This window comes from Burkholderia sp. HI2500 (genome assembly GCF_002223055.1).
Classification (GTDB): domain Bacteria; phylum Pseudomonadota; class Gammaproteobacteria; order Burkholderiales; family Burkholderiaceae; genus Burkholderia.
Window position 1 is genome coordinate 66,308 of the sequence record NZ_NKFL01000009.1, and the last position, 23,134, is coordinate 89,441.

A 23,134-nucleotide genomic window follows, 5' to 3' on the forward strand; every position below is an offset into this window, starting at 1 on the left:
TTGAGCGTGGCAAACCATTTTTAACTTTAAGTAAAACATTTGTCCGAGGGGCTTTCATGAATACCGAAAAGAACGTCATCAAGCTGGCCGTGGTTTCTGTTGCTGCAGCCCTTGCATTGTCCGCATGCGGGGGCGGGGGGGGCGATGGTGGAAGTAATGGCACGCCCGCGGGAGGCACGCAACCAACGACGCCGACATCGCCGTCAAACCCTGGGGGCTCGACGTCCGTGCCGCCGCAAACCAGCGTGCCTGCCCCGACGTATCCGAGCGATTCGCCGAGCTCGGTGATGTTCTCGACGTTGAACGCGTATCGCCAGGCGATGGGTGTCGGGTTGATGAAGCAGGACACTGCTTTGGATAAGGCGGCGACCGCGCACGCGAACTACGGTTTGCAAAATGTTCCGAGTCGTGCGATTTCGGCGCTGGGTCACGATGAAAGCGCGTCGCTGCCTGGCTATACCGGTGCGTCGCCGGTTCAGCGTGCGCAGGCTGCCGGCGCTCCTTCGACAGAATGGGTCGGCGAAGTGGCCTTCGGCGGTTATGGGCCGGTTGTACAAACGACGGGCGCTGACTGCGCGAATACCTGGCTGAACAGTGTCTATCACCTGCAGGGCGTGACTGCCAATTCCGAAAGCATGGGCGTTGGTGTCGCCACGACGGTGACGACACCGCCGGCGGGACAACAGCCCGCAATGTGGGCGTTCTGTGTTGTCGATATGGGGACGATCACGGGTGTGCCGGGTGCCCCCAATCTCGGCTCGCCGACGCAAAGTAATTCGATTCCGTCAAGCGGCGGACAGCAGTTCGCAACAAACCTGGTCGTTCACGCACCGTACAGTGACGAGACTGGTGTGTCGACGTCACTTACGCTTGGCGAAGTGCCGAATCCGGCACCGGATCTGAATGCGCCTGGGCGACCCATCATGGTCCGCGTGAACGCGGCCGCCGGCAATACGTTGACGGTTTCGAATTTTCAGCTTGTCGACAACACGGGTGCGGTTGTGTCGACTCGAATCCTCGTGCCGCAAAGTGCAGTGTCGGGTTCGACCGCGTCCGTAACGGCAGATCCGAACAACGGCCTTTCTCCGGGCGTGGCGTTTCTCCTGCCGCTTGCGCGGCTGAAGGCGAATACCAAGTACACGGTGACGTTCTCCGGTGCCCGCGACGGTTCGCCGATGTCGACGTCCTGGTCGTTCACTACAGGCGCGCAATAAGGAGCGATGTGATGGCACGTCCTTCTCGATCCGTTCAGGTACGAGCTCCGGCTCCCGCCAAAGAAGCATCGGCCGATACACCGATCACGCTGCTGCAGGTCGAAGCAGCAATCAATCGGTTGCGTCGACGTCCGCTGGAGGTCAGCACGGCCGGTCACGCCTTCGATCTGCATGAGCATCAGCGCAAGCTGCTCGAAGGGCTTTATCGGGACATGATCTCGTCTCGTCGTTATGTGGTGCCGCTGTTGACAGTGCCGGCATCGGCGAGAAGCCTGTTCCATGCCTGGCCGAGCGTGTCCGCTTCGGGAGCGAAGACATGGTGACCTCTCGACTGAAGCGCCTGGCCTTGTCCATCGGTATCGCGATCGCGGCGCTGGTTCCTGCCCGTGCTGCGCTCGCCGATGGGTGGGGCTGCGAAGTGTTGCTCTGTTTGTCGGATCCAAGCGGCCCCGAGTCGAAAAGTCAATGTGTGCCGCCGATCGAGAAGCTTTGGGACGCATTGCGTCATGGCAACCCGTTTCCGACCTGCGACCTGCTGGCGTCGCTTGCCAGCCTGCCGGCCGAGCTGCTCAATGAATTTCCGCCAGGCAGCCTGGATAACTATGGCAAGGGGTCGTCGGCGTCAAACACATGGGCGAGCGGTGGCTATTGCCGCAAGGATCTGGTGGGCTGGGGCGGGCACGAGCAAAGCGAGCTCGTGTGCAACGCGTCTGGTGCGATCAACGTAATGGTCAACGGGCAGCTGAATACGCGTGTCTGGTGGGGCGTGAACGGCGGCGGACTGATCGGGAACATTCCGAACGGCCAGCATTCAATCTCGGAAACCTATACGGGCCCATCGCCGTATCCGGCTTATGACCCGACCAAGGCCGGTGCCGAGTTCCTGAAGGAATACCAGCAACGTACGGATCAGGGATTCTTTGGCGGCGGTGGGAGGCACTGACGATGATGCCGATTGATCTTCCCATGTTGGCGACCACGTGCGCGCCTGCTGTTCATCCGGTGACACTCACGGCCGTCGTGCGCAATGAATCCGGCGCGAATCCGTTCGCGATCGGCGTGGTAGGCGGGCGCCTCGTGCGGCAGCCGCGCACGCAGGCCGAAGCCGAATCGACGGTCGCTGCGCTCGAGCGAGCGGGATGGAACTACAGCGTGGGCTTGGCGCAGGTGAACCGCTCGAACTTTGTCCGTTATGGCTTGGCTGGCGGCGGTGCTTTCGATCCGTGCGCGAACCTGCGCGCGGGTAGCGAGATTCTTGCCGATTGCTACCGGCAAGCGTCGATCACCTCGGGTCCAGGACAACGCGCGTTGCGCCAAGCACTGTCCTGCTATTACAGCGGCAACACCAGTCGCGGATTCAAGGTCGAGAAGAGCGGCACGAGCTACGTGCAGCGCGTGGTCGCCCAGGCGCAGCCTGCGACGCAACAGGAGGGTACAGCGAAATTGACGACAGCGCCGGCCGCCGGCAGGTCGGCAGCGCCGGTCGACACGTCGGCCGCCACGGTGCCGCCAATCGAGGTTGTGCGCGACGCGTCTACCGTTCGACGCGTGAAGCGTACGACCACGGGGGAGGCCCCCGCGGTGGCGCCGGCGAAGGGCTCTGGATGGGACGTATTTGGGGATTTCGGGGCGACTAAGGAGAACCGGGAGTGAACGATCTGACCGATTCGAAGGGCTTGTACAGCTTCCACGTTACCAAGAGCGACGAGAACAACACCGGCGAGAAGATCTCCGGCAACACGATGGTGATCGGCGATACCGGGGAAGGTAAGACCACGCTGCTGCAGGAGATGCTGGTGGGCTTTCTGGAACGGTGCAACACGAAGAATCGAGGTGGTGCGTGACGCGTCAGCTGGTCGGTGCGTGAGGTGCGACCACGGTGAGGGGCCTGCGGGGGCGCTGGCAAACGGTTCCGGATGGAACGTGTTTTGGAAATTTTGGAACGACGAAGGAGAACAGGGAATGAAATACGTGACGAAATTGTTTGGACCGCTCGACCGGCGGTGTATGCGTGACACGCTGCTGGCGCTTGTTTTGAGTGGCGTCGCTGTCGCGGCCCAGGCGGGCGGCCTGGATGCAGGAAAGCAGGGGCTGTCGACCCTCCAGATCTGGCTGTATGCGTGCGCGGCGATCATTGCGACGTGCTACTTGATTTATTCGGGGGTGCAGTGTTTTGAGGGGGGAGGCAACTGGGTGAAGGAATTCGGCACATCGTGCGTCAAAGTGTTTTTCTGCGGCGCGGCCGTGGTGCTGGCCGGTTACCTGTTCACGGCCGGCGGCAGCTGATCGACGATGAGCACCGAGAAGACTTTGTACCCGTCCTATGCGGGGCTGAACCGAACCGCGATGCAGTGGGGTATCCCGTTGCTGCCTGGACTGGTCGTGTTCGTCGTGAGCATTTTCACGTCGCTCATCGGTGCGGCATTCATGGGGCCTGGCGGTTTTGTCCTCGGGCTGCCGGGCGTGCCGATCCTCATGTATTTCAAGCGCGTCTGCGCGACCGATGACCAGGCCCTGCGGATCACGTGGTTCGAGCTCATCTGCGTGTTGCGTCGCAAGAACGCATCGTTGTTCGGCAAGACGTACACGCTTGCACCGATGCGTTACGGGCGCTCGTACCGTCAAATCCGCGAGCAGCTCGCGCGACCGCTGTCGTTGGAGTTGCAAGAGCGATTCATTGCGCGCTTCAAGGCCGAGCTTGAGCATGAACGATTGGCGATGGAAGCTGAGACGGGGAGCTATTAATGACGCATGCGATGGGGAAACTCTGCGGTGAGCGAGCGCACATCATGGCCGACCAACTTATGGGAAAAAGCCACGCGTCTCCATTGGCCGATGGTCCGTGCACCCGGGCGATGCTTGATGTGTGGGCGGCCGATTTCGATCGCGCCTGTATCCGCGAGCGTCGCTTCGAAAGGGGCGGCCTCGTGGGGGCCGCATGTGTATTCGGCGCGATCGCCGTGGTTTTGGCGATGTTCGCCGATCCGTTCGGAGGATGGCGTGGGCTCTGGGTCTGCGGTTCCCGAGAGGTATTCATTGTCGACTGCGTGGTCGTGGGGAGGGCGTTCTGGCTTTGGGCGTTGGCAGTCATGTTGATGATCGGTACGTGTCTGATGCTGGCTGTTCCCGATCACGAGTCGCCGCCGCGGAATCCGTATGCGCCGTTGGATGATCAAGACAGCATGCATGCGATGGCGATGCTGGCGGGGCTTCTGCATGAACCGCTGTTGATTGCGTATCTCGACGGCGTGTTGCACCAGGAGCGCGATCTGACGTTGCATGACCTGCGCCTGTTGCGTGACGCGTCGACATCCGCTTTGCACTCGAAATGGCAAACCATGGCGCGTGACCTGAGAGTGCTCGAGGAGGATGTGCTGTGATGAACCGCGCGACGAAATTGGGCAGCTTGGGCGTAAGGCAAGGGGGAAATCGTGCTGACGAGTGAACAGCTGAGAAATCAGCCCGCTATCGAAGATCTGATGCCGAAAATCGGTCGACCGATCTCGGAGATCGTCACGAGCTACGACGACGATCGCGCGGCGATCGTCGTGCGCGTGCCGGGTATGCCGTTCGAATCGGTGCCGACCGCAGAAATCGAATCGCATTTCGAGGCGCTGAATCGGTTTCTTGCGGGGCTCGTGATGGACAAGGGCAACCGGCTGGGAATCTGGTGCACGTTCACGCGCCGGCGCGTGACGTTCGACGACGAATACGCGTTCTCGTCGCGCTTCATGCAGCGGCTGTCCGACAAGTATCTCAAGCGGTTTAAGAACGGGAATTATTTCGAGAACGCGTTCTACATCACGTTTCTCCTGAAGGGCGACGATCTGCACGAGCTGATCCCGGAACTCCACGAGATGGCCGAGACGATCGATAAGGCGCTGGCGATCTACGATCCGACCTTCCTGCGGGTGGTGGAGCGGCACGGTGTGATGTTCAGCGAACCGCTCGCATTTTTTGCCGAGCTGATGAACGGTGTAGACGAGCCGATTCCGGTAACGGCGTCGACTGGGCGAGAAATCATTCCGTCGGCCGTGCATCACTTCCATTACGACGTGCTGGAGATCCGGGCCGCGCACAAGACGCGCTATTGCATGTGCTACGACCTGAAAGATCTGCCGCCGATGGGATGGGGTCATCTGAACCCGATGCTGACGCTGCCGGTCGAGTTCACGTTGACGATCTCTTTCATTGGGATGGGAAACTACGAGGCACTGTCTAAAATCGCCGATCAGGAAAACAAACTCAGTTCGGTAGAGGACAAGGCGGTGCATCAGCGCGAGGAGCTGAAGGAAGCGCAGGCGCTGATAGCGGGGCGTGATCTGGCGTTTGGCGAATACCATGCAGCGCTCGTCGTGTATGGAGATACGGCGAAGAAGGCGATCGACAACGGTGCGTTTGCCTCGAGCAAGTCACTGAATGAGTGTGGTCTGCGGTGGATCAAGGCGACGCTATCGGCGCCGATTACGTTCATGAGCCAACTGCCGGGCGCGAAGCACAAGCCGAGGCCGATGCCGAAATCGACCCGCAACCTCGCGTCGACGTTCAGCCTGCACAACTATTCGACAGGCAAGGCGCGCGGCAACCCGATCGGCGACGGGACGGCCGTGATCCCGCTGCAGACCGAGTCGAAGGGGTTGTACAGCTTTAACTTCCACGTCACGAAGAACGACGAGAACAATACCGGCGAGAAGATCGCTGGCCACACGGTTGCGATCGGGGATACCGGGGAAGGCAAGACCACGCTGCAGGAGATGCTGGTTGGCTTTCTGGAACGGTTCAACACGAAGATGTTCGCGCTCGATATGGATCGCAGTATGCAGATCTTTATCGAGGAGCTCGGGGGTGTCTATTTTCCGCTACGTGCGGGCGAGCGCACGGGCCTGGCACCGTTTGCGTTGCCGAAGACGGCACGCAATCTTGAATTCCTGTACGAGCTGATCGGTTCGTGCGGGCGCGATGAGCACGGACGGCTGAGTGTTGAAGATACGCGCGCGATCAAGCTGGGTGTCGACGCGGTGTATTCGCTCACGAACGTGCGTGACCGGCGTTTCTCTCGTCTGCTCGAAAGCATTCCGGATACGGGTGAGGGTTGTCTGCGCCGGCGTCTCGGCATCTGGTGCGAATCCGAGGGCGGGCGTTTTGCATGGGCGCTCGACAACGCGTCGGATACCGAGATCGATATGACGCAGTTCCACCGAATCGGGTTCGACGTCACGGACTTTTTGAAGAAAGACTATGCCCCGACCGAGCCTGTGCTGGCGTTCCTGCTGTATCTGAAGAGCCTGATGCAAGTGCGCGGTGGCCTGCTCGCGACGATTATCGAAGAATTCTGGCTGCCGCTGGCGTACCCGACGACGCAGAAGATGATCGAGCGCAGCCTGCGCGTCGGCCGGCGCGCGGACGAGTTCGTGATTCTCGTATCGCAGACACCTGACGAAGTACTCAAGAGCCCGATCTGCGGCGCCATCATGCAGCTCACGGCAACCAAGATCTTCCTGCCGAACCCGAGCGCTACGCGCGCGAGCTACGGTGAATTGATGACAGATCGCGAGTTCGTTGAATTCAAGCGTATCTGCACGAAGGGCTCGCATACGTTCCTGATCAAGCAGGGCAACCAGTCGGCATTCGCGACGCTCGATCTGCGCGGCTTTTCGGACGAACTGTCGGTGCTGTCAGCGAACCTCGAGAACGTGGCGATTTGGGAGGAGGTAGGCATCGAGGCCGACGGTGACCCGGAGTTGCGCATGGAACTGTTCCAGGCACGCCGAAAGGGTAAGCGCGATCGTAAGCCAATGTCGGCGGATGTCGGTCGTACTTCGTCGATGGGAGCGCACGCGTGAATCACTATCGCCTTCGCTTTTTTTCGACAGTCGGGTGGGTATTGCCGATCATCGGTGCATGTTGGATAGGTACGTGTCACGCACGTGCGATTGATTCGACGGCACAGGCGTCGACCATTCCAGTAGCTGAACAGCAGGGCAGTGGACGAGCGTCCGTGCGGACGTTGGCGGATATCTATGAGCAGCTGGTGGTCATCGACAGCCATTTGCTTGTACTGATTTCGCTGGAGCAGGGGCGCGTTGGTGCGGATCGCGGGGTGAAATCACCCGCTGCTGGCGTTGCGGCTTTGCCAGCGAGTATTGGGCAGCATCCGTGTGATCAGGTATCTGATCCGTTGCGTAAGCCGGAATGCGAGGCTCAACTTATGCGAATTCAACGACTGCTGCAGGAGATCGATCGACTGGCGATGCCGATTTACTGATCCGATGTGATAGGCCGATACGGGATCGGCGAGGAGAGCGAACATGAAGCGTTTTATGAAGAAAGCGTGTGTAGCCGCGATGGCAGTGGCATTGATTAGCACGGCACCCACTGTCGCGCACGCGCAAACGGGGCCGGGCATTCCGACGTTCGACCTCGCCGCGGTTGCGCAGGCGATCGCCACGGTCAGGCAGTTGAAGGCGCAGTACGACCAGGTCGTCACGCAGATCGACATGATCAAGGGGAACCGTGGGCTTGGCATGATTTTCAACAACCCGGCGTTGCGCAGCTATTTGCCGGATAACTGGAAGTCGGTATACGACCTCGCGAACGCCGGGCGGCTTAACGGCATCTCGGGTGTAGCCGACGAGATCATGCGGCAAGAAGGGATGACGGTTAACGCGTCGATGGCGCCGGGCGTCTCGCGCTACATCACGACGCTCGCGACTAACAAGGCGATCACGCAAAAGGCCTACGACGCAGTGATCCAGCGTCTGCAGAACATCCAGTCGTTGATGCAACAGTCGGATACGACCCAGGATCCGGCCGCGAAAGCCGATCTTGCGAACCGATTTGCAGCCGAGAACGCGCAGATTCAGTCCGAGCAGACGCGCTTGAATCTGGTTCAGCAGCTGCAGGCGGTTGAAGAGAAGCTCGCTTCGCGCCAAGCGAATCAGGCGGTCATGAACAAGATGACTGCGGACGAGTGAGCAACCGCTAACGCATAACAGGTGGCGATCATGGCAATCGACGTTTTTACAACGATGGAGCAGGGATTCGACGATTCGATCCTGCAGACCATCAACAGCGGCTCGTCGCAGATCATTTCGATGATCTCGCCGCTCGTCTCGGCTGGTTTCGGCATCTATGTGCTGCTCGTAATGGTGTCGTATATGCGGGGGCGGGAGGAGTTGCCGATCGTCGATTTTCTATTGAAAGCGTGCGGATGGCTGGTCGTGCTCGTGTGCGGGATGAATATCCAGTACTACAGCCAGTACGTGGTGCCGTTTTTCAATGGTTTTGGCGACGATATTGCCAAAGCGATTACGCACGGAAATTCGGGCATGTCGGCGCTCGACAATCTGTTGAATCTGTATGTGACTGCGATTCAGAACGGGTTCAAGCAGATGAATCCCGGCATTTTCGAGGTTGGGGTGTGGATCGAACTGATCTCGCTTTCGTTTGCCCTGTTGTTCGTCGGAACGATTTTCCTGGGTATCGCGTGTGCCTTCATCATTCTCGCGAAGTTTGCACTGGGCCTACTTCTCGCCCTTGGGCCGATGTTTATCGCCTGCGCGCTGTTCCCACCGACTCGCCGATTCTTTGATGCATGGGTCGGGCAGTGTGTGAACTACGGCATCTTGGTCGCTTTGTTTGCAGCGGCCGGTGCGGTCGAAGTCAACTACGCGACAAGCCATCTGCCGACGAGTTTCACAGCGAGCGACTACATGCTGACCTGGGTAACGATCGCAAAGATCTGGGCGAGCGGAATCGTGTTCATCATCGTGTCGCTGAATCTGCCGTCGCTTGCCTCGCAGCTGGCCGGTGGCGTTGGCATCTCGTCGATGGTGGGGAACATGAGCAGGGCTGCTGGAGGTTTGGCGGCCGCGGCAAAGAGTTTGGCCGGTATGGGTGGCGGAGGCCGCTCGGGTGGCTCGATCGGGGTAAAGGCATGAAACAACGGGAGATTCAGATGAAAAAGCACGTTTTCAGTATTGTCGCGACGCTGGCCGCGGTTGCGTTGGTGGCCGGCTGTCAGCCGCGCAAGGGCGAAGAATTCGTGGGCCGCTGGAAGCAACTGCATCCGGATGAGCGATTCGGCGCAGATCTCGTGATCGAGCGAGGCGATGACGGGTTCATCGTCACCAGCTGCCGGTTCGACGCAAAAAATCAGTGCGACCGGACCGCGGCGTCGAGTCGCGTGCCGGCGACGCTCGTGAGCGGCATGTTGCAAATCAATATGGGAATTGGCGCAATCAGTATCGGCTATGACCCGAAGACGCAGCATGTGCAATTCCGGCGCGACGAGAACGTGCGGGTCGCGGACAAGTGAGACGGAGCTGAACATGCGTCATTGGATAGCCCGTCTGTTGATTGTCGTATCGGCTGGAGTACTGGGCGGCTGTGCGTCGTCGCATGATCTGCCGTCGCCGAAGGGTGCGTGGGAGCCCGTGAACTGCGTGCCGGCCATGCAAGGAGATAGTTAATGTTTGGACTCAAACGACGATCGGCCGGTGCCGGTGCGGCAACCGGTGGCATCGCGCGAATCGTTGGCGGCGGTGCACGAAATAAGTCGCCGGCGAAACAGACGGCCCCGGCTGCCGGCGCGCCGGCGCGTACTGCCGAAGAGGAGGCCAAGCAGGCGAAATCCCGCCTGTCGGCCGAAGCTCATTGGTATCTGGACCGGGCACTGGAATTCGAGCAATCGAAGCAGGAAGAACGCGCGAAGCTCACGCATTTCGCGATTCGTGTGGCGATCGGTGGCGGTGTGCTCGGTCTTGCAGGATTTTTAGGCGGTGCAGCCTTAGTACAACTAAAGAGACCGAATCCACCTGCGTTGATCCGGACGAACGATACGAGCGGAACGACGACTGTGATCGGCGTCGTGCGCGACGGCGAGATGCCGTTCGGGCAAGTCCAGGATCGCGCGGATCTTCGCCGGTACGTAACGATGCGTGAGGGCTACGACTGGGAAACGCTTCAGGACATGTACAACACGGTCAAGCTGATGTCGGCGGACAAGGAAAAGGAGATCTACGTCGCCTTCTACGACCGTCCTGATTCGCCCCAGAAGGTGCTCAAGAACCAGTTTCGGATCGTGGCGAAAGTAGGTGCGATCACCTTCGTCGGGTCGACTGCGCAGGTTTTCTTCTCGAAAACGCTGATACCACTCGCTACCGTGCAGAACCCGGACAACGCGCTGAATAAACCGAAAACGGAGTATTGGGTGGCGACGATCTCATATCGCCACGACAACCTGCCGGAGTCGGGGGAGGAGCTAGAGCGTGACCCGACCGGGTTTCGCGTCACGAGCTATACGGTCGATCGCGATTGGACACGCACGGATTCGGCGCCGTCAATTCCGCCGCTGCCGGGACAGAAGGGAGGTGCCTGATGAACGGACATAGCCATAGCATGAAACATGCCGCCGTTCGGCCCGCCCGCAGGGCGTGGCGGGTCGCGACGGCGCTTGTCGCTGTCGTCGTGAGCTCGTCGGCCTGGTCCGCCGTCACGCCGGGCCCGTGTGCGTCCGACGAACACGTACGATGCGCCGAATACGATTCGACGATCGCATACCGCGTTCCGTATCGGGTTGGCGAGGCCGTCGTTATTCAGTTCGAGCCGGGGGAGGTGGTCGACGGCCCGAAGAGCGGTCTAGGCACCGGCGAAGCGAAAGGTTGGTCCGTTGGCGGTACGGCTAACTGGTTCATGTTCAAGCCGATCGCGAAAAAGCCGAACACGAACGTGCTGATCGTGACCGACAAGCGACGCTACGTGTTCCAGTTCGACGCGGCCGAGCGCAATGAGGCGGCGACCTGGTCGCTGTCGTTCGACTATCCGGACACGCGCGCCAAAGCCGAGCAGGCCGCGAAAGCGAAGGCTGACAAGGCGCAGGCGATCGAGCAGGCGGGCGCGGACACGTCCGAGCGGCGCAACGACGACTACGACATGAAAGGCGATCCGGCGATTGCGCCGACCGCGGTGTGGGACGACGGCCGCTTTACGTATTTCCAGTACGACACTTCGCGCAGGGCGCCGGAGATCTACGAGATTCAGGCAGACGGTACGGAAGCCGCGCCCAAGCGGCACGTCGACGGCGACACGATCGTGATCGAAGGCATGGCGACGGGGTTCGTGCTGCGCCTGGGCAAGACAGTACTGGCCATCCGTAACAACGCGTACTCACCTGACGGTTCGTTCAACCGGACAGGTACGACGGTGCCGGGTTGGGTGCGCATCATGAAGGATGGCAATCATGGTTGATGCGCACGACGAGTCGGGTGTTGATCCGGACGTGAACGCGATGGGCGGGTCGGCACCACCGGAGGCGGCAAGCTCTCGGAATAAGCCGGAGGTGGAGGCCATACCGCCGACCGGGATGGACCCACGCGGCATTCCGGGACTGCAGCGCGGCAAGCGCAATACGAGCGTGCGAGGTGTCGGGATCATCTTCGTCATAGTGGTCATCGTCATCGTGATCGCGGTGAGCGTCGCGGTCTTTGCCAAGCGTTTTGGTGATGCGTACCTCGAGCACAAGCGCGCGAAGCGTGACGCCCCGGTGCAGACGGCTGTTGTTGATCCTGATTTCCAGGGCAACAAGGATCACGTCGAGGCGGTGCAAGCGGCCAGCGCAGCAGAAGCGGCATCGGCCGCGTCGGCCGGATTACCTGAGCCGTCCGGTGCACGTGGGTCACAGCCCGCTGGCAACGGCGTGGCAGCAGCCGGTACGGCAACGACGACTGGTACGTCAGCCGGCGCACCGGTGCCGGCACCCGCACCCGGCGATCCCCGCCTAGCGGGTGACGTGCTCGTGAAGTTCGGCAAATCAGATGATGGTTTGCCGACGCTTGCTCAGGCATCGAACGGTGGTCAGAACCAGCCGACGCGCCAGTATGCGCGCGACGGGTTGGACGACAGCCTTACGCCCTCGCGTCTTGCACCGGTCAAGGCGAGCTTCCTGCCGAACCTGAGCTTGCTGCTCAAGCGTGGCGCAATGCTCCCCTGCGGGCAATTCACGGACATCGTGTCCACGCACCCTGGCATGGCGACCTGCCATCTGTCCGAGGACGTGTATTCGGCCGATGGCAAGACGCTGCTGCTCGAGCGCGGCAGCGAAGCGACTGGCGAGCAGCGCAAAGCGGTGCTGGAAGGGCAGGCAAGCATCTTCGTGGTGTGGACACGCATCGATACCCCGTCTGGTGTAACGGTCGATCTCGATTCGCCGGCGACGAACGCTTTGGGTGCGACCGGCATTGATGCGGACGTCGATACGCATTTCTGGTTGCGGTTCAGAGGCGCGCTGATGCTGTCGGTGATCAGCGACGCCGGCCAGGCACTGGCGAACCTGGCCCAGAGCGGTAACGGCAATCGGATCCAGTTCTCGAACACGACGTCGCAGAGCCAGCAGCTGGCGGCCGACACGTTGAAAAGCACCATCAACATTCCGCCGACCGCGACGTCGCGACACGGCTCCACGGTCAATATTTTTGTCGCACGCGACGTCGATTTTGGGAGCGTCTATGAACTTGTCAAACGCTGAACCGTACGACAGCAGCGTCACGGTTCGCAATCTGATGGAGTCGGCCGGCATTGCGGAGCTGCGCGCGCTGACGGGCAATACCGAGATCGCGATCAACCGGCCAGGTGAAGGCTGGACCGAGACGCGCAATGGTTGGGTGCGGCATGAATTGCCAGGCGCATCGCTTACGGCGCTGACGCAGCTTGCCAATGCGCTCGCGATCTACAACAAGGTGACGCCGCCGCTGTCGGTCGAGGATCCGGAAAAGCCGGTGCGGCTGCCGAATGGCGAGCGCGGGCAGATCGTGATTCCGCCTGCATGCGAGCCCAATACGGTGTCGATGACGATCCGAATTCCGAGTGCCACGCGTTTGTCGGTGGGCGATCTGACGCGCGGCAATTTCCTGAACGACTTTCGAATCGTTGGCACGCAGGATGCCACTGTTTTGTCGGCGAATTCGAGCACGCCATCGTTCGGTGATTTGAGCATGAACAGTTCGGCTGACGTGGTCGACTCGAGACGTCAGCTTGCGGCGCCGGCGGCCGTCACGCTGCAGCAGTTCGAGCTGGACATGCTCGATGCGCTGGCGCAGCGCGACATGGGGCAGTTTTTGACGCTCGCCATGCTGCACCGGATGAACGTTGTGCTGGTCGGCGGCGTTGGCTCGGGCAAGACGACGTTGATGAAAGCGCTGGCCGACGTGGTGCCGGCCACGACGCGGGTCGCGACGATCGAGGACACGCATGAAGTACCGCTTCCCAATCAGCCGAATCACGTGCACTTGTTCTTCAGCGAATCGTTGCCGGCGCGTCGGATCGTGAAGGCGACGCTGCGCATGAAATTCGACCGCGTCTATCTGGCAGAGCTGCGCGGCGACGAAACGTGGGACTACCTCGTGCTGCTCAACACCGGGCACCAGGGCGGCATTACGACGGTGCACGCGAATGATGCGATTTCGGCGCTCGCGCGAATCGCAACACTGGTGAAGCAAAGCCCGGTTGGCCAGACGCTCACGTGGGAATTTATCCTGCGTGAAGTCAAGAGCACGATCGACGTGGTGCTGTTCATGGAGAACAAGTGCTTGAAGGAGGTGTATTTCGATCCGGTCGGCAAGTGGAAATTACTGCGAGGTCTGGCATGAGCGAACCGAAAATCAAGTGGGTAAATCTCCATCCGGTCTTGTGTGCGCCGCCGACGCAGGCAGAGCTCGATGCGCAGAGGCGTCGCGCGATCAGGAGGTGGTTTTGTGCATTGGGTGCAGCCGCGGCGATCGCATTTTGCTTGTTGATTCGTATCGTCTGGGGACTGTCGTTAGGTTTAGCGGGAAATTTGGTCAGTATTTTCGCGGCCTTGTTTGCAGCCGCGCTTTTGATCGACCGCATGCCGTGGTCTGCCAACAGTGACTGGTCGCCGATGACGGGAGAGGATTTGCCTCGTCTGAGGGAGGTATTTGCTCCCGACGTGCTGGATGCCGATGCGGTCGAGCAATACAGGAAGGATGTGGCGGCGCTTCACCGGCCCCTGGTGTGGCGCGACTTGCGGATCATCGCAGAGCATCGGCAGGCGGTGCGCACATGGATCGCGCAGGAAGCGAGTGCTCGGGAACTTGCAATGTTCAACGAAGCGGGCGAACGAAACCGGAATCGGGAGGTATGAGATGCCGATGAGCCCTTCAAGCCTTTCACGTCTGCGGCGGATGGAAGAGGAGGCGTTGGCCGATGTGATCTCGGTGCAGCGTCGTCTGGCGCATCGGGCCCCAGGCGTGGACTTCGATACGTTACGACGCTGCAAGGCGCACCTCGATGCGATTCAGGAGGATCTGCTGTTCGAGGGCGAATTGCCAGGATTGTTTCTGCGACGGTACTTCTACCTGATCGATCGAGCAACGGTCGAGCGATCGCCGGCCGGGGTATGCGTTGTGTTCCCGGTCATTCCGGCGGTCGCGGATTTTCGGGATGGACCGCTCGATGATCGGTTCTTGTTCGACGTCGAGCGCTCGCTCGATGCTGTATGTGCAATAAGCGGTGGCGAGCGGATGAAGACCATGCAGGTGATGGAACCGGCGGAGGATCGTTCATGAAGCGCGCGATATGGGCCAGTGCGGCCGCCTTGCTATTGCTGAACGGGACGTCGGCGTCTGCGCGCATTTTCAGCCCCGATTCAGTGGGCTGGTGGGGTGCGCTGTCGCATTCGATCTCGAATATGTTCCAGTCGGCCACCGCGAGCAGCTCGGTACCAGCGGGTAGCTGTTCGCCGGAGGTTGGATTCTCCCCGGAGGGAACCGGTGTCGCGCTGGTGCTGAAAACGATCGCGAGCGCGAAGCGAACGATTCGCGTGTCGGCTTACGCGTTCACGTCGCGTGAGATTGCGCGGGCGCTTGCGGAAGCGAAGGTGCGCAGCGTGGATGTAGAGGTTGCGGTCGACGCACATCAGAACCTGTTTGGTTCGGGGCGCGGCGCGAGTGCCGCAGCGTTAAATATTCTGCTGCGCGCCGGCATTCCCGTGCGCACGATCGAAGCTTACGCGATTCACCACGACAAGACGGTCACGGTCGACTCCGAAACGGTTCAGACCGGGAGTTTCAATTTTTCGGCCGCCGCCGCTCGAAGAAACAGCGAGGACGTGCTGGTCCTGTGGAATTGCCCAGCGGTCGCACAAGCCTATACCGCGCACTGGCAGAACCGGTGGGCGCAGGGTACGCCGTATCGGATGCGAGGGGACGCGTCATGACCGGATTGCTGAATAGGCACGAGGCTCGGCAGTGGGCCGATCGTTTGCGCAGCGCGATGGCCGATGGCCCTCTGTCGGATCAGCTGGTCGATCTGCTCGCATTTCTCGATGGTATTGAAAACGACCATCCCGTAGCTCGAAAGGGCGTTCAGTTGCGGATCGCTGGTTGTGTCGGTGCGCGTCGCCAGAGCTTGGCTGGGAGTTTTGTATGAAGACCCTTGCCACCTGGTTGCTGGTTGTGTTCCTCGGACTCGTCGCCTTCATTGGCCTTATCGGCGCCGGACAATACGCGGGTGCGAAGCTGTTCACGCAGTTGCAGGATTTGCCGGCGTCGGTGGTCGGCGTGTGGACGCTCTTCGACTACTGGCAGGCCTACGGGAACGTCGGGAAGGTACGGTTTGCGCTCGTACCTGCGTCGTTTGTGGCGGCGCTTGTGCCATTGCTGCCGCTCGTCGTCACCGTACTGGCGTTCGCGGTCAAACGGCCCAAGCGTGAACTGCACGGTAGTGCGCGCTTTGCCAAGCGCCACGAGATCCGCAAGACCGGGCTGCTGGACGAAGCCGAGGGGCGGGTTAAGAAGGGGCGGCGGCATTACCCGTCGATCATCGTCGGCCGTTTGCCTGGCGGCAAGCCGGGCAGCCCAAACTACAGCCCCCGCTATCTGACGTTCATTGGCCAACAGTTTGTGATGCTGGCCGCCCCGACGCGTAGTGGCAAGGGGGTCGCCGTCGTGATCCCGAATTTACTCACCTATCCGGACTCAGTCGTAGTGCTCGACATCAAGGGCGAGAACTTCGACATCACGTCGCAGTATCGGAAGAACTGTGGGCAGGCAGTGTATCGCTGGGCGCCGTTCGATGAAGGCGGGTTCACTCACGCGTGGAACCCGCTTATCAAGATCGGGAAGCTTCCGCCGCACATTCGGATCGGCCGCCTGCAGATGATTGCTGCGCGCCTGTATCACTCGCCGGACGCACGCAACAAATTCTTCTATGACAGTGCGGCGGACCTGTTTCTCGGTGTCGCACTGTACCTGATGGAAACCCGTAAGGAAGATGCCTGGACGTTCGGAGAGATCCTGCGCGCCGGAGTGCCCATCCGCCCGGACGTGACGCTGCGTGCTCACGTGATGGACATGATGGAACGCGATCGTGAAGGCGAGCCGCTGTCGGGTGACTGTCTAGGCGCGCTCGCACGTCTGTTGTCGGCGCCCGACGAGACGATGGGCAACATCTCCAAGACCTTCATGGCCGGCCTGACGCTGTTCGCGAATCCGATCGTGGATGCGGCGACCAGTCGATGCGATTTTGACGTCGCCAAGGTGCGCCGCGAACCGATTTCGATCTATCTGGTGCTGCCGGCCGGAAAGCTGTCTATCGCAGGGCTACTCGCCAACCTATTTTTCACGCAGTGGATCGAGGACAACCTTGACGAACTGCCGGAAGCAAACCCGGATCTCCAGTATCAGTGCCTCGGCTTTCTTGATGAAGCGACCGCGGTTGGCAAGATCGAGATCCTGGACAAAGCAAGCGCCTTCATCGCGGGCTACAACATCCGGTTGTTGACGATCCTCCAGTCGAAGTCTCAAGGCGAAGACCCGAACGCGTACGGTGTCCACGGGATGCGCACGCTGGTGACCAACCATGCACTGAAGGTCGTCTATCCACCGCGCGACACGCACGATTCCAAGGAAATGTCCGAGACGCTCGGCTACTTCACCGAAAAAGCCAAGTCGACGAGCCGCACGCGCGGGCGTAGCTCGTCGTCCGGTGAGAACACCTCTGACCAGAAGCGCAACCTGATGTATGCGCAGGAGCTTGAAATCATGCCGCAGTCCGAGGAAATCATTCTCGGCATGGGGCTGCCGATCCACTGCGAGAAGGCGTTCTATTACGAGGATCGCATGTTCATCGATCGGCTGCGATCGGTCTGTTCGTTGCTGGGTGAAGTGGGCGACAAGCGGCTGCCGACCGAGGTCGAGTTGACCGAGGCTCGAGTATCCGGACAGCTGCGCTACCAAGGCATCGAAATCATCAAGATCGCCGAGATCCACGCAGAGCGCTCGGCGCGGATCGCAGCTGCCGTTCGGGCGTCGCGCCAGGCGGGCGCAAAACCCATCTCCGCGAAAGAGCGGCTCGCTCTCGAGCAAGCGATTCCATCGGGCTTTTCATTGCAGAAGGTGCGCGAACAAATGCTGGAAAGCTTGTTCGCGATCGGCGAGCCGATCGATGACGATCTGCGGCGGATGTTCGCAGATGCGATCGCGGGGAACGCCGGCATCGCACTTGGCGCGGGGTTGATCGATCCGGATCCGGTAGCGAATGAAGCGCATGCGGGTCAAGCAACTGATTCGGGACAGCAGGGCAACGTAACGGAACACGCGCCGGCGGGCGCGCCGATGACGACGGAGGCATACCACCATGAGTAACGAACAGCAGGGCAACAAGCGCGATGCGGCCGTGCGCGAATTCGAAGCGGCCGCGCGCGAGCACGGTCTAATTCTGAATGGTCCGCCCGAGGCGGACGGCGAATTCCACCGTGTGCCTGTCAAGGGAGACAAGCCCGGCAAGGAAAGTGGCTCGTACCGGCTTTCGCTTGACGGCGCACCGCGAGGATTTATCCAGAATTACCGTGAAGGGGGCGGGCTGAACTGGCGGCCGAGCGACGTGGCGAATTTCACGTTGACGTCCGAAGAGCGTTCGGCCGACGCACAACGCCAGCGCGATCGCGCGGCGGAACGGGCGGCGAAGCACGACGAACGTGCTGCATGGGTGTCGGAAGAGTGGCGCAGGTTGCCGGTCGCGTCCGACGACCATGCGTATCTGGCTCGCAAGGGCGTCGTCAATCACGGGCTGAAGCTCGACCGGCACGGCAATCTGGTCATGCCGCTGGTCGACATCGACGGCAAGCTCTGGAGCGTGCAGCGCATCAGTGCCGAGGGCAACAAGCTTTTTACCAAGGATGGCCGCACGCTCGCGTGCTTTAGTCCCGTGGGCGTGGACGATCCGCAAAAGCCGATCGTGATCGCGGAAGGGTACGCAACGTCGGCGAGTCTGTACGAAATTACTGGTCTGCCGGTGGTCTGTGCGCTGAACGCTGGAAACTTGCGACCGGTGGCCGAGGCGTTTCGGCAGAAATACCCGGAGCGTCCGATCCTAATCGCGGGCGACAACGACCATGTGAAAGAAGCGTCGGGCAAGCCGAACGTCGGCAAAGACGCGTCGTTTGCGACGGCCGAGGCGGTTGGCGGCCACGTGCTGCTGCCGGCGTTCGAGCCGGACGACGGCGGTACCGACTGGAACGATCTGGCGGCCTCGCGTGGAAGTGAAGCCGTGCGCGAACAGGTCGAGACGCTGCTGACGACGATTTCGATCGCGAACCTGCTTGCTGCGCCGGATCTGTCCGCGCGGCCCGCGCCATTCGAGCCGTCCGGCGCTGCGGCATCGCGCGTGGCGGATGGTCGCACGTACCTGGTCGTCCCGTACAAGGAACGTGAGGATGCGAATGCATTGGGGGCCAAGTGGGATCGGGAACGCAAGCAGTGGTATGTGCCACGCGATGTTGACCTTGCTGCGTTCGATCGGTGGCCGCGCGCCGATGCAGCCGAACCTAGTGGTGCTGCGAGCCCGGCACCCGTAACGCCGGGCGCCGCGGTGCCGGCGACGCCAGCCGTCGAGGCGACACCGCCAGCGCCGGCACAACGTGCACAGCCGAATCAGCCGCTGCCGCCGCGCGACGAACAGCTGGGCCGGGCGTTCCGGAGTGTGCTGCAGTCGATCGCTGCGTCGACGACCGTGCGCGGCGACGAAGTCACGCGCACGATTGCGCTGGATGCGAAGGTCGAAGCGGTGTACCACGATGCGTGGCGGCGCACGGGTGCGGCCGGTGCGGGCGATCGCGCGGTGGGCGAGATGATTCGCAGGGAGCAGGGCTTTGCGGCAGAGTCGATGCCGGCGCAGGCGGCCGCCGCGCTCGAAAAGATCCGCGCGGAGTTCGGGTTGACGTCGGCGCCGACGAACGCGGTTACGGACGAACCTATAGTCGGTGCCGACCCGGTACCGGCCACGTCGACAAATGCCGAAACGCTGGCGAAGATCCGGGCGCAATCAGGGCTGACTGCTGAGCCGGCTACGACGGAGCTGGACGCGCAGGGCGCAGTCAGTGCGGTCCAACCGCCGCTGACCACGGACATTACCGAGGGCAACCTGCAGGGTGAATCCGCGGCAGCGGATCGTCGCGGTGTGGTTGAACGCGCCGATGCGGAATTTGCGCGCGATGTACAGGCGGCTCTCGAAAGTGAGCTGGAGGATCATGGACGGACGGACTGGATGGACAGTCAAATGCAGTTCTGGCGCCAGGTCGCGGACCGAAGGGGCCTGACCGAGCGAATTGAGGCGGAGTTCGCGACTGGCAAGACGGTGGCCCAAGTGGACGCCGCTCTGGGGCGGGATCTGGATTTCCTGGAGCCTGGTGATCGCTCGACTTTCCTGCCGCTGGTGCGTGCGTCGCTCGGCATCCCGTCGCGCATGACGGCCGACGGGCAGGAGGAATTTACCGAGTGGAAACAGGCATACGACGCCCGACAAGCTGAACGCCTGGGTGCCGCGGACAATGGCAATCCGGATGGCGCTCCATCGGCCGGTGACGTCCCGGAACGAGACGCGACGATGTGGGATGTCGCCGACGATACTGCTGCTGACGGAAGGTTGAGCGGCGATGTGCGCTCGGCCCCCGAACTGCAAGCCGAGCCGGGTGTGCTTGCTGGGCCGGCGATCGGTCAGTCGATCGGGCAAACGCGGCTGGATCACGTGCGGCGCGAACAGGCGGCCGCCGAGAATGATCTGCCGCTGTCGACGGACGAGCCATCGGCGTCTATTCGTAGCGATGTGCCGGTGGGCACCACCGAACTGTTCGAACGGCTCGGCATTCGACACGATCCGCGTGCGCCGCTCGCGATGGCGATGGCGGACGCCCAGTGGCGAATCCGTAGTGCGCTGACAGGGCGCGATGCGCCGCTCGACGCCGAAACGCACGCGCAGGCGGTCAGCTGGGTCAAGTGGCTGGCCGAGAATCGCGATCCGCGTGTGCGCGATAGTGCGTTGAGTGTAGCGCTCGCGCTCGGCCGCCATGACGACGTCTTTGGCGAAACGGGGCTGCCCAATCCGTTTGAACGCACGGCGCTCGCGAGCGCGTACCACCTCGGGCGTGAGCGGGAAGTGCTCGGTGCGGACCGAGCGACACCTGATCGTGCCGAGAATCGCCAGCGCTTCGAGCCGATGTTCGAAGCGCTGAGCGTGAACGGCGAGCCGGGCCGCCCGATGATCGACGTGCTCGATCAGCTACAGCGACGGGTGGAAGTCGGCGCAGAGCGTTGGCCGCTTGACGAGGCCGCCCGGGAGCAACTTGCCGCCTGGCTCACGTGGGTGAACCGCTCGGCCGAGGATCCCGCGGTGCGCGAGGCGACGCTGTCGGTTGCCCGTACGATGGGACAGTACGACAACGCGAAGTTCGTGAACGACGTGCCGTTTCGCGACGCGGCGCTGCTGGACGAGTATCGGGAAGGCTGGAACAGCGTGAAATGGTCGGCGTCCGGATGGACGACGAATCCGGAGCGAGGCGGCGATCAACGGCCGATGCCTGGCCTGCGCGAGCGGCCGGAGCCGCGCGAGAGCCGGTCGATCGGAACCGTCGCCCCGTCCGCACGCGTGGTGCCGGCGGCCGCGGAAGCGAATCGCGCACCGGTTCAGACTGTTGGCGACACGCCGGTCGCCGGCGACACGGTGTCGCCGAAGCCACCGGCGAACGAACCGAGTGCAAAGAATCCGGCCAATGAGTCGATCAAACCGGTCGGCGAGCGCGTTGCACCCGCTGATCTCGAGCGCGTGCGCCAGGTACGTAGCGCCGACGGGGACGCTGTGCGCGCGACACTGGACGACGCACGTGCGCAACAGCAGTCGGTTGCGGATGAGGCTGCCCGCAAGACGGAGGATCTGACGAGCCGACTGAAAGCAAAACCGTTCGGCACACCGTCACGATCGGCTGATACCCCGCAATCCCGACCGGCGCGGAACCGCGAACCGAACGAAATCGAGATTGGTGAAACGGTTGATCGTAAGCCGATTCTGACGCCGACCGGCTACGACTTGCCGCCCTCGATCGCGGAACGTTACGTCGTAAAAGACGGCAAGTTCTGGAAACCGAACCTGAAGGATCCTGGGGAACCGGGCAACGACGTACCGCACTTCGAGGACAAGGGGGTCCGGCTTACCTCGCACGCCAACGATCGCGGCACGCTGGCCGACATGATCGCGGTCGTGCAGGCGAAGAATTTTACGGAGATCACGCTGAAGGGTGACCCCGAGTTTCGCCGTAATGGCTGGCTCGAGGCGAAGCTGGCTGGCATGGAAGCGCATGGCTACAAGCCTACCGATAGCGATCACGCGTTGCTCGAGGCCGCTCGACGTGAACAGGCACGGCAGCGTGACGCGCTGACGATCCGCAAGGGCGAGCCCCCTGCGCCGGCAGGCACGAAGCCGGCACCGAGCGATTCCACTGTGGCCACCGGCGTACCCGCCCCGGCAAGTCACAAGCCGGATTCGGTCACCACCGCGGCAAACGCGGCACCGACGCCCCAGGCCAAGCCGGTCGACACGATGTCGGGCGAGTTGCTTGAGCATGGGAGCGCGCGGTATCAGCACAAGCCGGATGCGTCGCATTCGTACTTCGTGCGGTATCGGGACGACGCGGGCGACGAGCGGACCGTCTGGGGTGTCGATCTCAGACGAGCGATCGACGCATCTGGTGCCAAAGTCGGCGACACCGTGTCGCTGAAAAACCTGGGCGAGACGCCTGTTTCGGTCCAGGAGCCTGTGCGTGACGCGGATGGCAAGGTGATTCGGCTGGAATGGAAAGAGGCGATCCGCAACGCGTGGGAAGTCACGCGTTCGGATGGCGCTGAACCCGAACGTGCCCCAGCGGCCGCGCATGCTCCCACGCCACAGACGGTTGGGCAGTTGCGTGAGCAGTTCGAGAAGTCGCTGGCCGGATATCCGTCGCGCACCCGCGAGGAGATGCTGAATCGTTTCGACGCGAGCGTGAAGGTGGCGCTGGATGTTGAGCGCAAGGTGGCGAACGGCGAGCTGAAGGCGGGCGAAGCAGGGGGGGCGATAGAGGCGGGCTTTACGAGCTTGAAAAAGCAATGGAGCGCGCCGGCGCCGAAACAAGCGCCCGAAAAATCCCCTGGCATCAAGCAAGCGCCGAAGGTGGGGATTTGAGCACAATGCGCCGCCGTCATTTTCCCCACTTGCCGCATAACGCGGCGTTCTTCGCACGTGCGCGTGTGACCGTGCCGGGTTGGTTGCGCCAACACACGTCGCGTCGCGCGCGCTGGGTCGACGTGTGCCAGTTGGCCGACGCGATGACCGATCCGTTTGTGGCGGCGCTTGCGTCGCGGCTACCTCACCTCGCAACGGACATCGAGGCACGTGTGTCGATTTCGCTCGGCGCGACGTTCACGAGGTTTCGTGGCGAGGCGCATGCGCTCGATACGAGTCTGCGGGTGCTCGATCAACCAGTCTGGCGACTGTCGACGACGGGTGCGTTTGTGTGCGAGGCCGCCAAGGGCGAACCGGTACTGCTGGTATATACGCCGCCCATTCGGCGCGGTGACCTGGACGAGAGAGGGTAA

24 protein-coding genes are annotated in these 23,134 nt (G+C 61.8%); all 24 read left to right on the forward strand.

The features are described from left to right. The first annotated feature begins 56 nt into the window (after nucleotides 1-56). The 24 genes from CFB45_RS37835 (at nucleotide 57) to CFB45_RS37935 (ending at nucleotide 23,134) form a co-directional block, all read left to right on the forward strand. Nucleotides 57-1,214, forward strand: coding sequence for a CAP domain-containing protein (locus CFB45_RS37835; RefSeq protein WP_089430244.1), 1,158 nt, complete (start codon nucleotides 57-59; stop codon nucleotides 1,212-1,214). Between the two features lie 11 nt (nucleotides 1,215-1,225). Continuing rightward, entirely contained in the window at nucleotides 1,226-1,537 is a 312-nt protein-coding gene (locus tag CFB45_RS38875) for a DUF3717 domain-containing protein (protein WP_144025294.1), read from the forward strand. Next, the gene (locus CFB45_RS37840) at nucleotides 1,531-2,157 is read left to right on the forward strand and encodes a hypothetical protein (protein WP_089430245.1); all 627 of its coding nucleotides are present in this window, start codon (nucleotides 1,531-1,533) and stop codon (nucleotides 2,155-2,157) included. The genes CFB45_RS38875 and CFB45_RS37840 overlap by 7 nt, the downstream gene beginning before the upstream one ends. 2 nt (nucleotides 2,158-2,159) lie before the next feature. Then, a complete protein-coding gene (locus CFB45_RS37845; RefSeq protein ID WP_089430246.1) occupies nucleotides 2,160-2,867 on the forward strand; it encodes a lytic transglycosylase domain-containing protein in 708 nt (235 codons plus the stop codon). Next, entirely contained in the window at nucleotides 2,864-3,058 is a 195-nt protein-coding gene (locus CFB45_RS37850; protein ID WP_089430247.1) for a hypothetical protein, read from the forward strand. Before CFB45_RS37845 ends, CFB45_RS37850 begins: the two co-directional genes overlap by 4 nt. Before the next feature lie 118 nt (nucleotides 3,059-3,176). Beyond that, a complete protein-coding gene (locus CFB45_RS37855) occupies nucleotides 3,177-3,500 on the forward strand; it encodes a hypothetical protein (protein WP_144025295.1) in 324 nt (107 codons plus the stop codon). A gap of 6 nt (nucleotides 3,501-3,506) precedes the next feature. Continuing rightward, the gene (locus tag CFB45_RS37860; RefSeq protein WP_089430249.1) at nucleotides 3,507-3,959 is read left to right on the forward strand and encodes a VirB3 family type IV secretion system protein; all 453 of its coding nucleotides are present in this window, start codon (nucleotides 3,507-3,509) and stop codon (nucleotides 3,957-3,959) included. Between the two features lie 44 nt (nucleotides 3,960-4,003). Then, complete coding sequence (locus CFB45_RS37865) at nucleotides 4,004-4,594, forward strand: hypothetical protein (RefSeq protein ID WP_144025296.1); 591 nt, start codon at nucleotides 4,004-4,006, stop codon at nucleotides 4,592-4,594. Between the two features lie 51 nt (nucleotides 4,595-4,645). Continuing rightward, nucleotides 4,646-7,057: a transporter gene (locus CFB45_RS37870; RefSeq protein WP_256978550.1), complete on the forward strand. Its 2,412-nt coding sequence runs from the start codon at nucleotides 4,646-4,648 to the stop codon at nucleotides 7,055-7,057. After that, the gene (locus CFB45_RS38880) at nucleotides 7,054-7,479 is read left to right on the forward strand and encodes a hypothetical protein (protein WP_144025297.1); all 426 of its coding nucleotides are present in this window, start codon (nucleotides 7,054-7,056) and stop codon (nucleotides 7,477-7,479) included. Before CFB45_RS37870 ends, CFB45_RS38880 begins: the two co-directional genes overlap by 4 nt. Nucleotides 7,480-7,522: 43 nt before the next feature. Then, nucleotides 7,523-8,188, forward strand: a complete 666-nt coding sequence (gene virB5 / locus CFB45_RS37875) for a P-type DNA transfer protein VirB5 (RefSeq protein ID WP_256978551.1) — start codon at nucleotides 7,523-7,525, stop codon at nucleotides 8,186-8,188. A 30-nt stretch (nucleotides 8,189-8,218) separates the two neighbouring features. Next, nucleotides 8,219-9,154, forward strand: a complete 936-nt coding sequence (locus CFB45_RS37880) for a type IV secretion system protein (protein WP_089430271.1) — start codon at nucleotides 8,219-8,221, stop codon at nucleotides 9,152-9,154. A 17-nt stretch (nucleotides 9,155-9,171) separates the two neighbouring features. Next, nucleotides 9,172-9,531, forward strand: coding sequence for a hypothetical protein (locus CFB45_RS37885; protein ID WP_089430253.1), 360 nt, complete (start codon nucleotides 9,172-9,174; stop codon nucleotides 9,529-9,531). 153 nt (nucleotides 9,532-9,684) lie between these two features. After that, entirely contained in the window at nucleotides 9,685-10,593 is a 909-nt protein-coding gene (locus CFB45_RS37890; RefSeq protein ID WP_089430254.1) for a virB8 family protein, read from the forward strand. Then, nucleotides 10,530-11,462: a TrbG/VirB9 family P-type conjugative transfer protein gene (locus CFB45_RS37895; RefSeq protein ID WP_256978552.1), complete on the forward strand. Its 933-nt coding sequence runs from the start codon at nucleotides 10,530-10,532 to the stop codon at nucleotides 11,460-11,462. Before CFB45_RS37890 ends, CFB45_RS37895 begins: the two co-directional genes overlap by 64 nt. Then, nucleotides 11,455-12,738, forward strand: coding sequence for a type IV secretion system protein VirB10 (gene virB10 / locus CFB45_RS37900; RefSeq protein ID WP_256978553.1), 1,284 nt, complete (start codon nucleotides 11,455-11,457; stop codon nucleotides 12,736-12,738). Before CFB45_RS37895 ends, virB10 begins: the two co-directional genes overlap by 8 nt. 34 nt (nucleotides 12,739-12,772) lie before the next feature. Next, entirely contained in the window at nucleotides 12,773-13,858 is a 1,086-nt protein-coding gene (locus CFB45_RS37905; RefSeq protein ID WP_256978554.1) for an ATPase, T2SS/T4P/T4SS family, read from the forward strand. Further along, a complete protein-coding gene (locus CFB45_RS38885; RefSeq protein ID WP_144025298.1) occupies nucleotides 13,855-14,373 on the forward strand; it encodes a hypothetical protein in 519 nt (172 codons plus the stop codon). The genes CFB45_RS37905 and CFB45_RS38885 overlap by 4 nt, the downstream gene beginning before the upstream one ends. 7 nt (nucleotides 14,374-14,380) lie before the next feature. Continuing rightward, a complete protein-coding gene (locus CFB45_RS37915; RefSeq protein WP_144025299.1) occupies nucleotides 14,381-14,797 on the forward strand; it encodes a hypothetical protein in 417 nt (138 codons plus the stop codon). Next, on the forward strand, nucleotides 14,794-15,447 hold the full coding sequence (locus CFB45_RS37920) for a phospholipase D family nuclease (RefSeq protein WP_089430259.1): 654 nt from the start codon (nucleotides 14,794-14,796) through the stop codon (nucleotides 15,445-15,447). The genes CFB45_RS37915 and CFB45_RS37920 overlap by 4 nt, the downstream gene beginning before the upstream one ends. After that, nucleotides 15,444-15,659: a hypothetical protein gene (locus tag CFB45_RS38890; RefSeq protein WP_144025300.1), complete on the forward strand. Its 216-nt coding sequence runs from the start codon at nucleotides 15,444-15,446 to the stop codon at nucleotides 15,657-15,659. The genes CFB45_RS37920 and CFB45_RS38890 overlap by 4 nt, the downstream gene beginning before the upstream one ends. After that, entirely contained in the window at nucleotides 15,656-17,875 is a 2,220-nt protein-coding gene (locus CFB45_RS37925) for a type IV secretory system conjugative DNA transfer family protein (protein ID WP_089430260.1), read from the forward strand. The genes CFB45_RS38890 and CFB45_RS37925 overlap by 4 nt, the downstream gene beginning before the upstream one ends. Continuing rightward, on the forward strand, nucleotides 17,868-22,721 hold the full coding sequence (locus CFB45_RS37930) for a DUF5710 domain-containing protein (RefSeq protein WP_089430261.1): 4,854 nt from the start codon (nucleotides 17,868-17,870) through the stop codon (nucleotides 22,719-22,721). The genes CFB45_RS37925 and CFB45_RS37930 overlap by 8 nt, the downstream gene beginning before the upstream one ends. Nucleotides 22,722-22,726: 5 nt before the next feature. Next, complete coding sequence (locus tag CFB45_RS37935; protein WP_144025301.1) at nucleotides 22,727-23,134, forward strand: hypothetical protein; 408 nt, start codon at nucleotides 22,727-22,729, stop codon at nucleotides 23,132-23,134.

Coding starts and splice junctions, on each gene's coding strand:
- CFB45_RS38890 (WP_144025300.1), top strand. CDS start 15,444: ATGACCGGATTGCTGAATAGGCACGAGGCTCGGCAGTGGGCCGATCGT.
- CFB45_RS37930 (WP_089430261.1), top strand. CDS start 17,868: ATGAGTAACGAACAGCAGGGCAACAAGCGCGATGCGGCCGTGCGCGAA.
- CFB45_RS37835 (WP_089430244.1), top strand. CDS start 57: ATGAATACCGAAAAGAACGTCATCAAGCTGGCCGTGGTTTCTGTTGCT.
- CFB45_RS37860 (WP_089430249.1), top strand. CDS start 3,507: ATGAGCACCGAGAAGACTTTGTACCCGTCCTATGCGGGGCTGAACCGA.
- CFB45_RS37885 (WP_089430253.1), top strand. CDS start 9,172: ATGAAAAAGCACGTTTTCAGTATTGTCGCGACGCTGGCCGCGGTTGCG.
- CFB45_RS37880 (WP_089430271.1), top strand. CDS start 8,219: ATGGCAATCGACGTTTTTACAACGATGGAGCAGGGATTCGACGATTCG.
- CFB45_RS37855 (WP_144025295.1), top strand. CDS start 3,177: ATGAAATACGTGACGAAATTGTTTGGACCGCTCGACCGGCGGTGTATG.
- CFB45_RS38875 (WP_144025294.1), top strand. CDS start 1,226: ATGGCACGTCCTTCTCGATCCGTTCAGGTACGAGCTCCGGCTCCCGCC.
- CFB45_RS38885 (WP_144025298.1), top strand. CDS start 13,855: ATGAGCGAACCGAAAATCAAGTGGGTAAATCTCCATCCGGTCTTGTGT.
- CFB45_RS37920 (WP_089430259.1), top strand. CDS start 14,794: ATGAAGCGCGCGATATGGGCCAGTGCGGCCGCCTTGCTATTGCTGAAC.
- CFB45_RS37840 (WP_089430245.1), top strand. CDS start 1,531: ATGGTGACCTCTCGACTGAAGCGCCTGGCCTTGTCCATCGGTATCGCG.
- CFB45_RS37935 (WP_144025301.1), top strand. CDS start 22,727: ATGCGCCGCCGTCATTTTCCCCACTTGCCGCATAACGCGGCGTTCTTC.
- CFB45_RS37905 (WP_256978554.1), top strand. CDS start 12,773: ATGGAGTCGGCCGGCATTGCGGAGCTGCGCGCGCTGACGGGCAATACC.
- virB10 (WP_256978553.1), top strand. CDS start 11,455: ATGGTTGATGCGCACGACGAGTCGGGTGTTGATCCGGACGTGAACGCG.
- CFB45_RS37925 (WP_089430260.1), top strand. CDS start 15,656: ATGAAGACCCTTGCCACCTGGTTGCTGGTTGTGTTCCTCGGACTCGTC.
- CFB45_RS37845 (WP_089430246.1), top strand. CDS start 2,160: ATGATGCCGATTGATCTTCCCATGTTGGCGACCACGTGCGCGCCTGCT.
- CFB45_RS37915 (WP_144025299.1), top strand. CDS start 14,381: ATGAGCCCTTCAAGCCTTTCACGTCTGCGGCGGATGGAAGAGGAGGCG.
- virB5 (WP_256978551.1), top strand. CDS start 7,523: ATGAAGCGTTTTATGAAGAAAGCGTGTGTAGCCGCGATGGCAGTGGCA.
- CFB45_RS37865 (WP_144025296.1), top strand. CDS start 4,004: ATGGCCGACCAACTTATGGGAAAAAGCCACGCGTCTCCATTGGCCGAT.
- CFB45_RS37890 (WP_089430254.1), top strand. CDS start 9,685: ATGTTTGGACTCAAACGACGATCGGCCGGTGCCGGTGCGGCAACCGGT.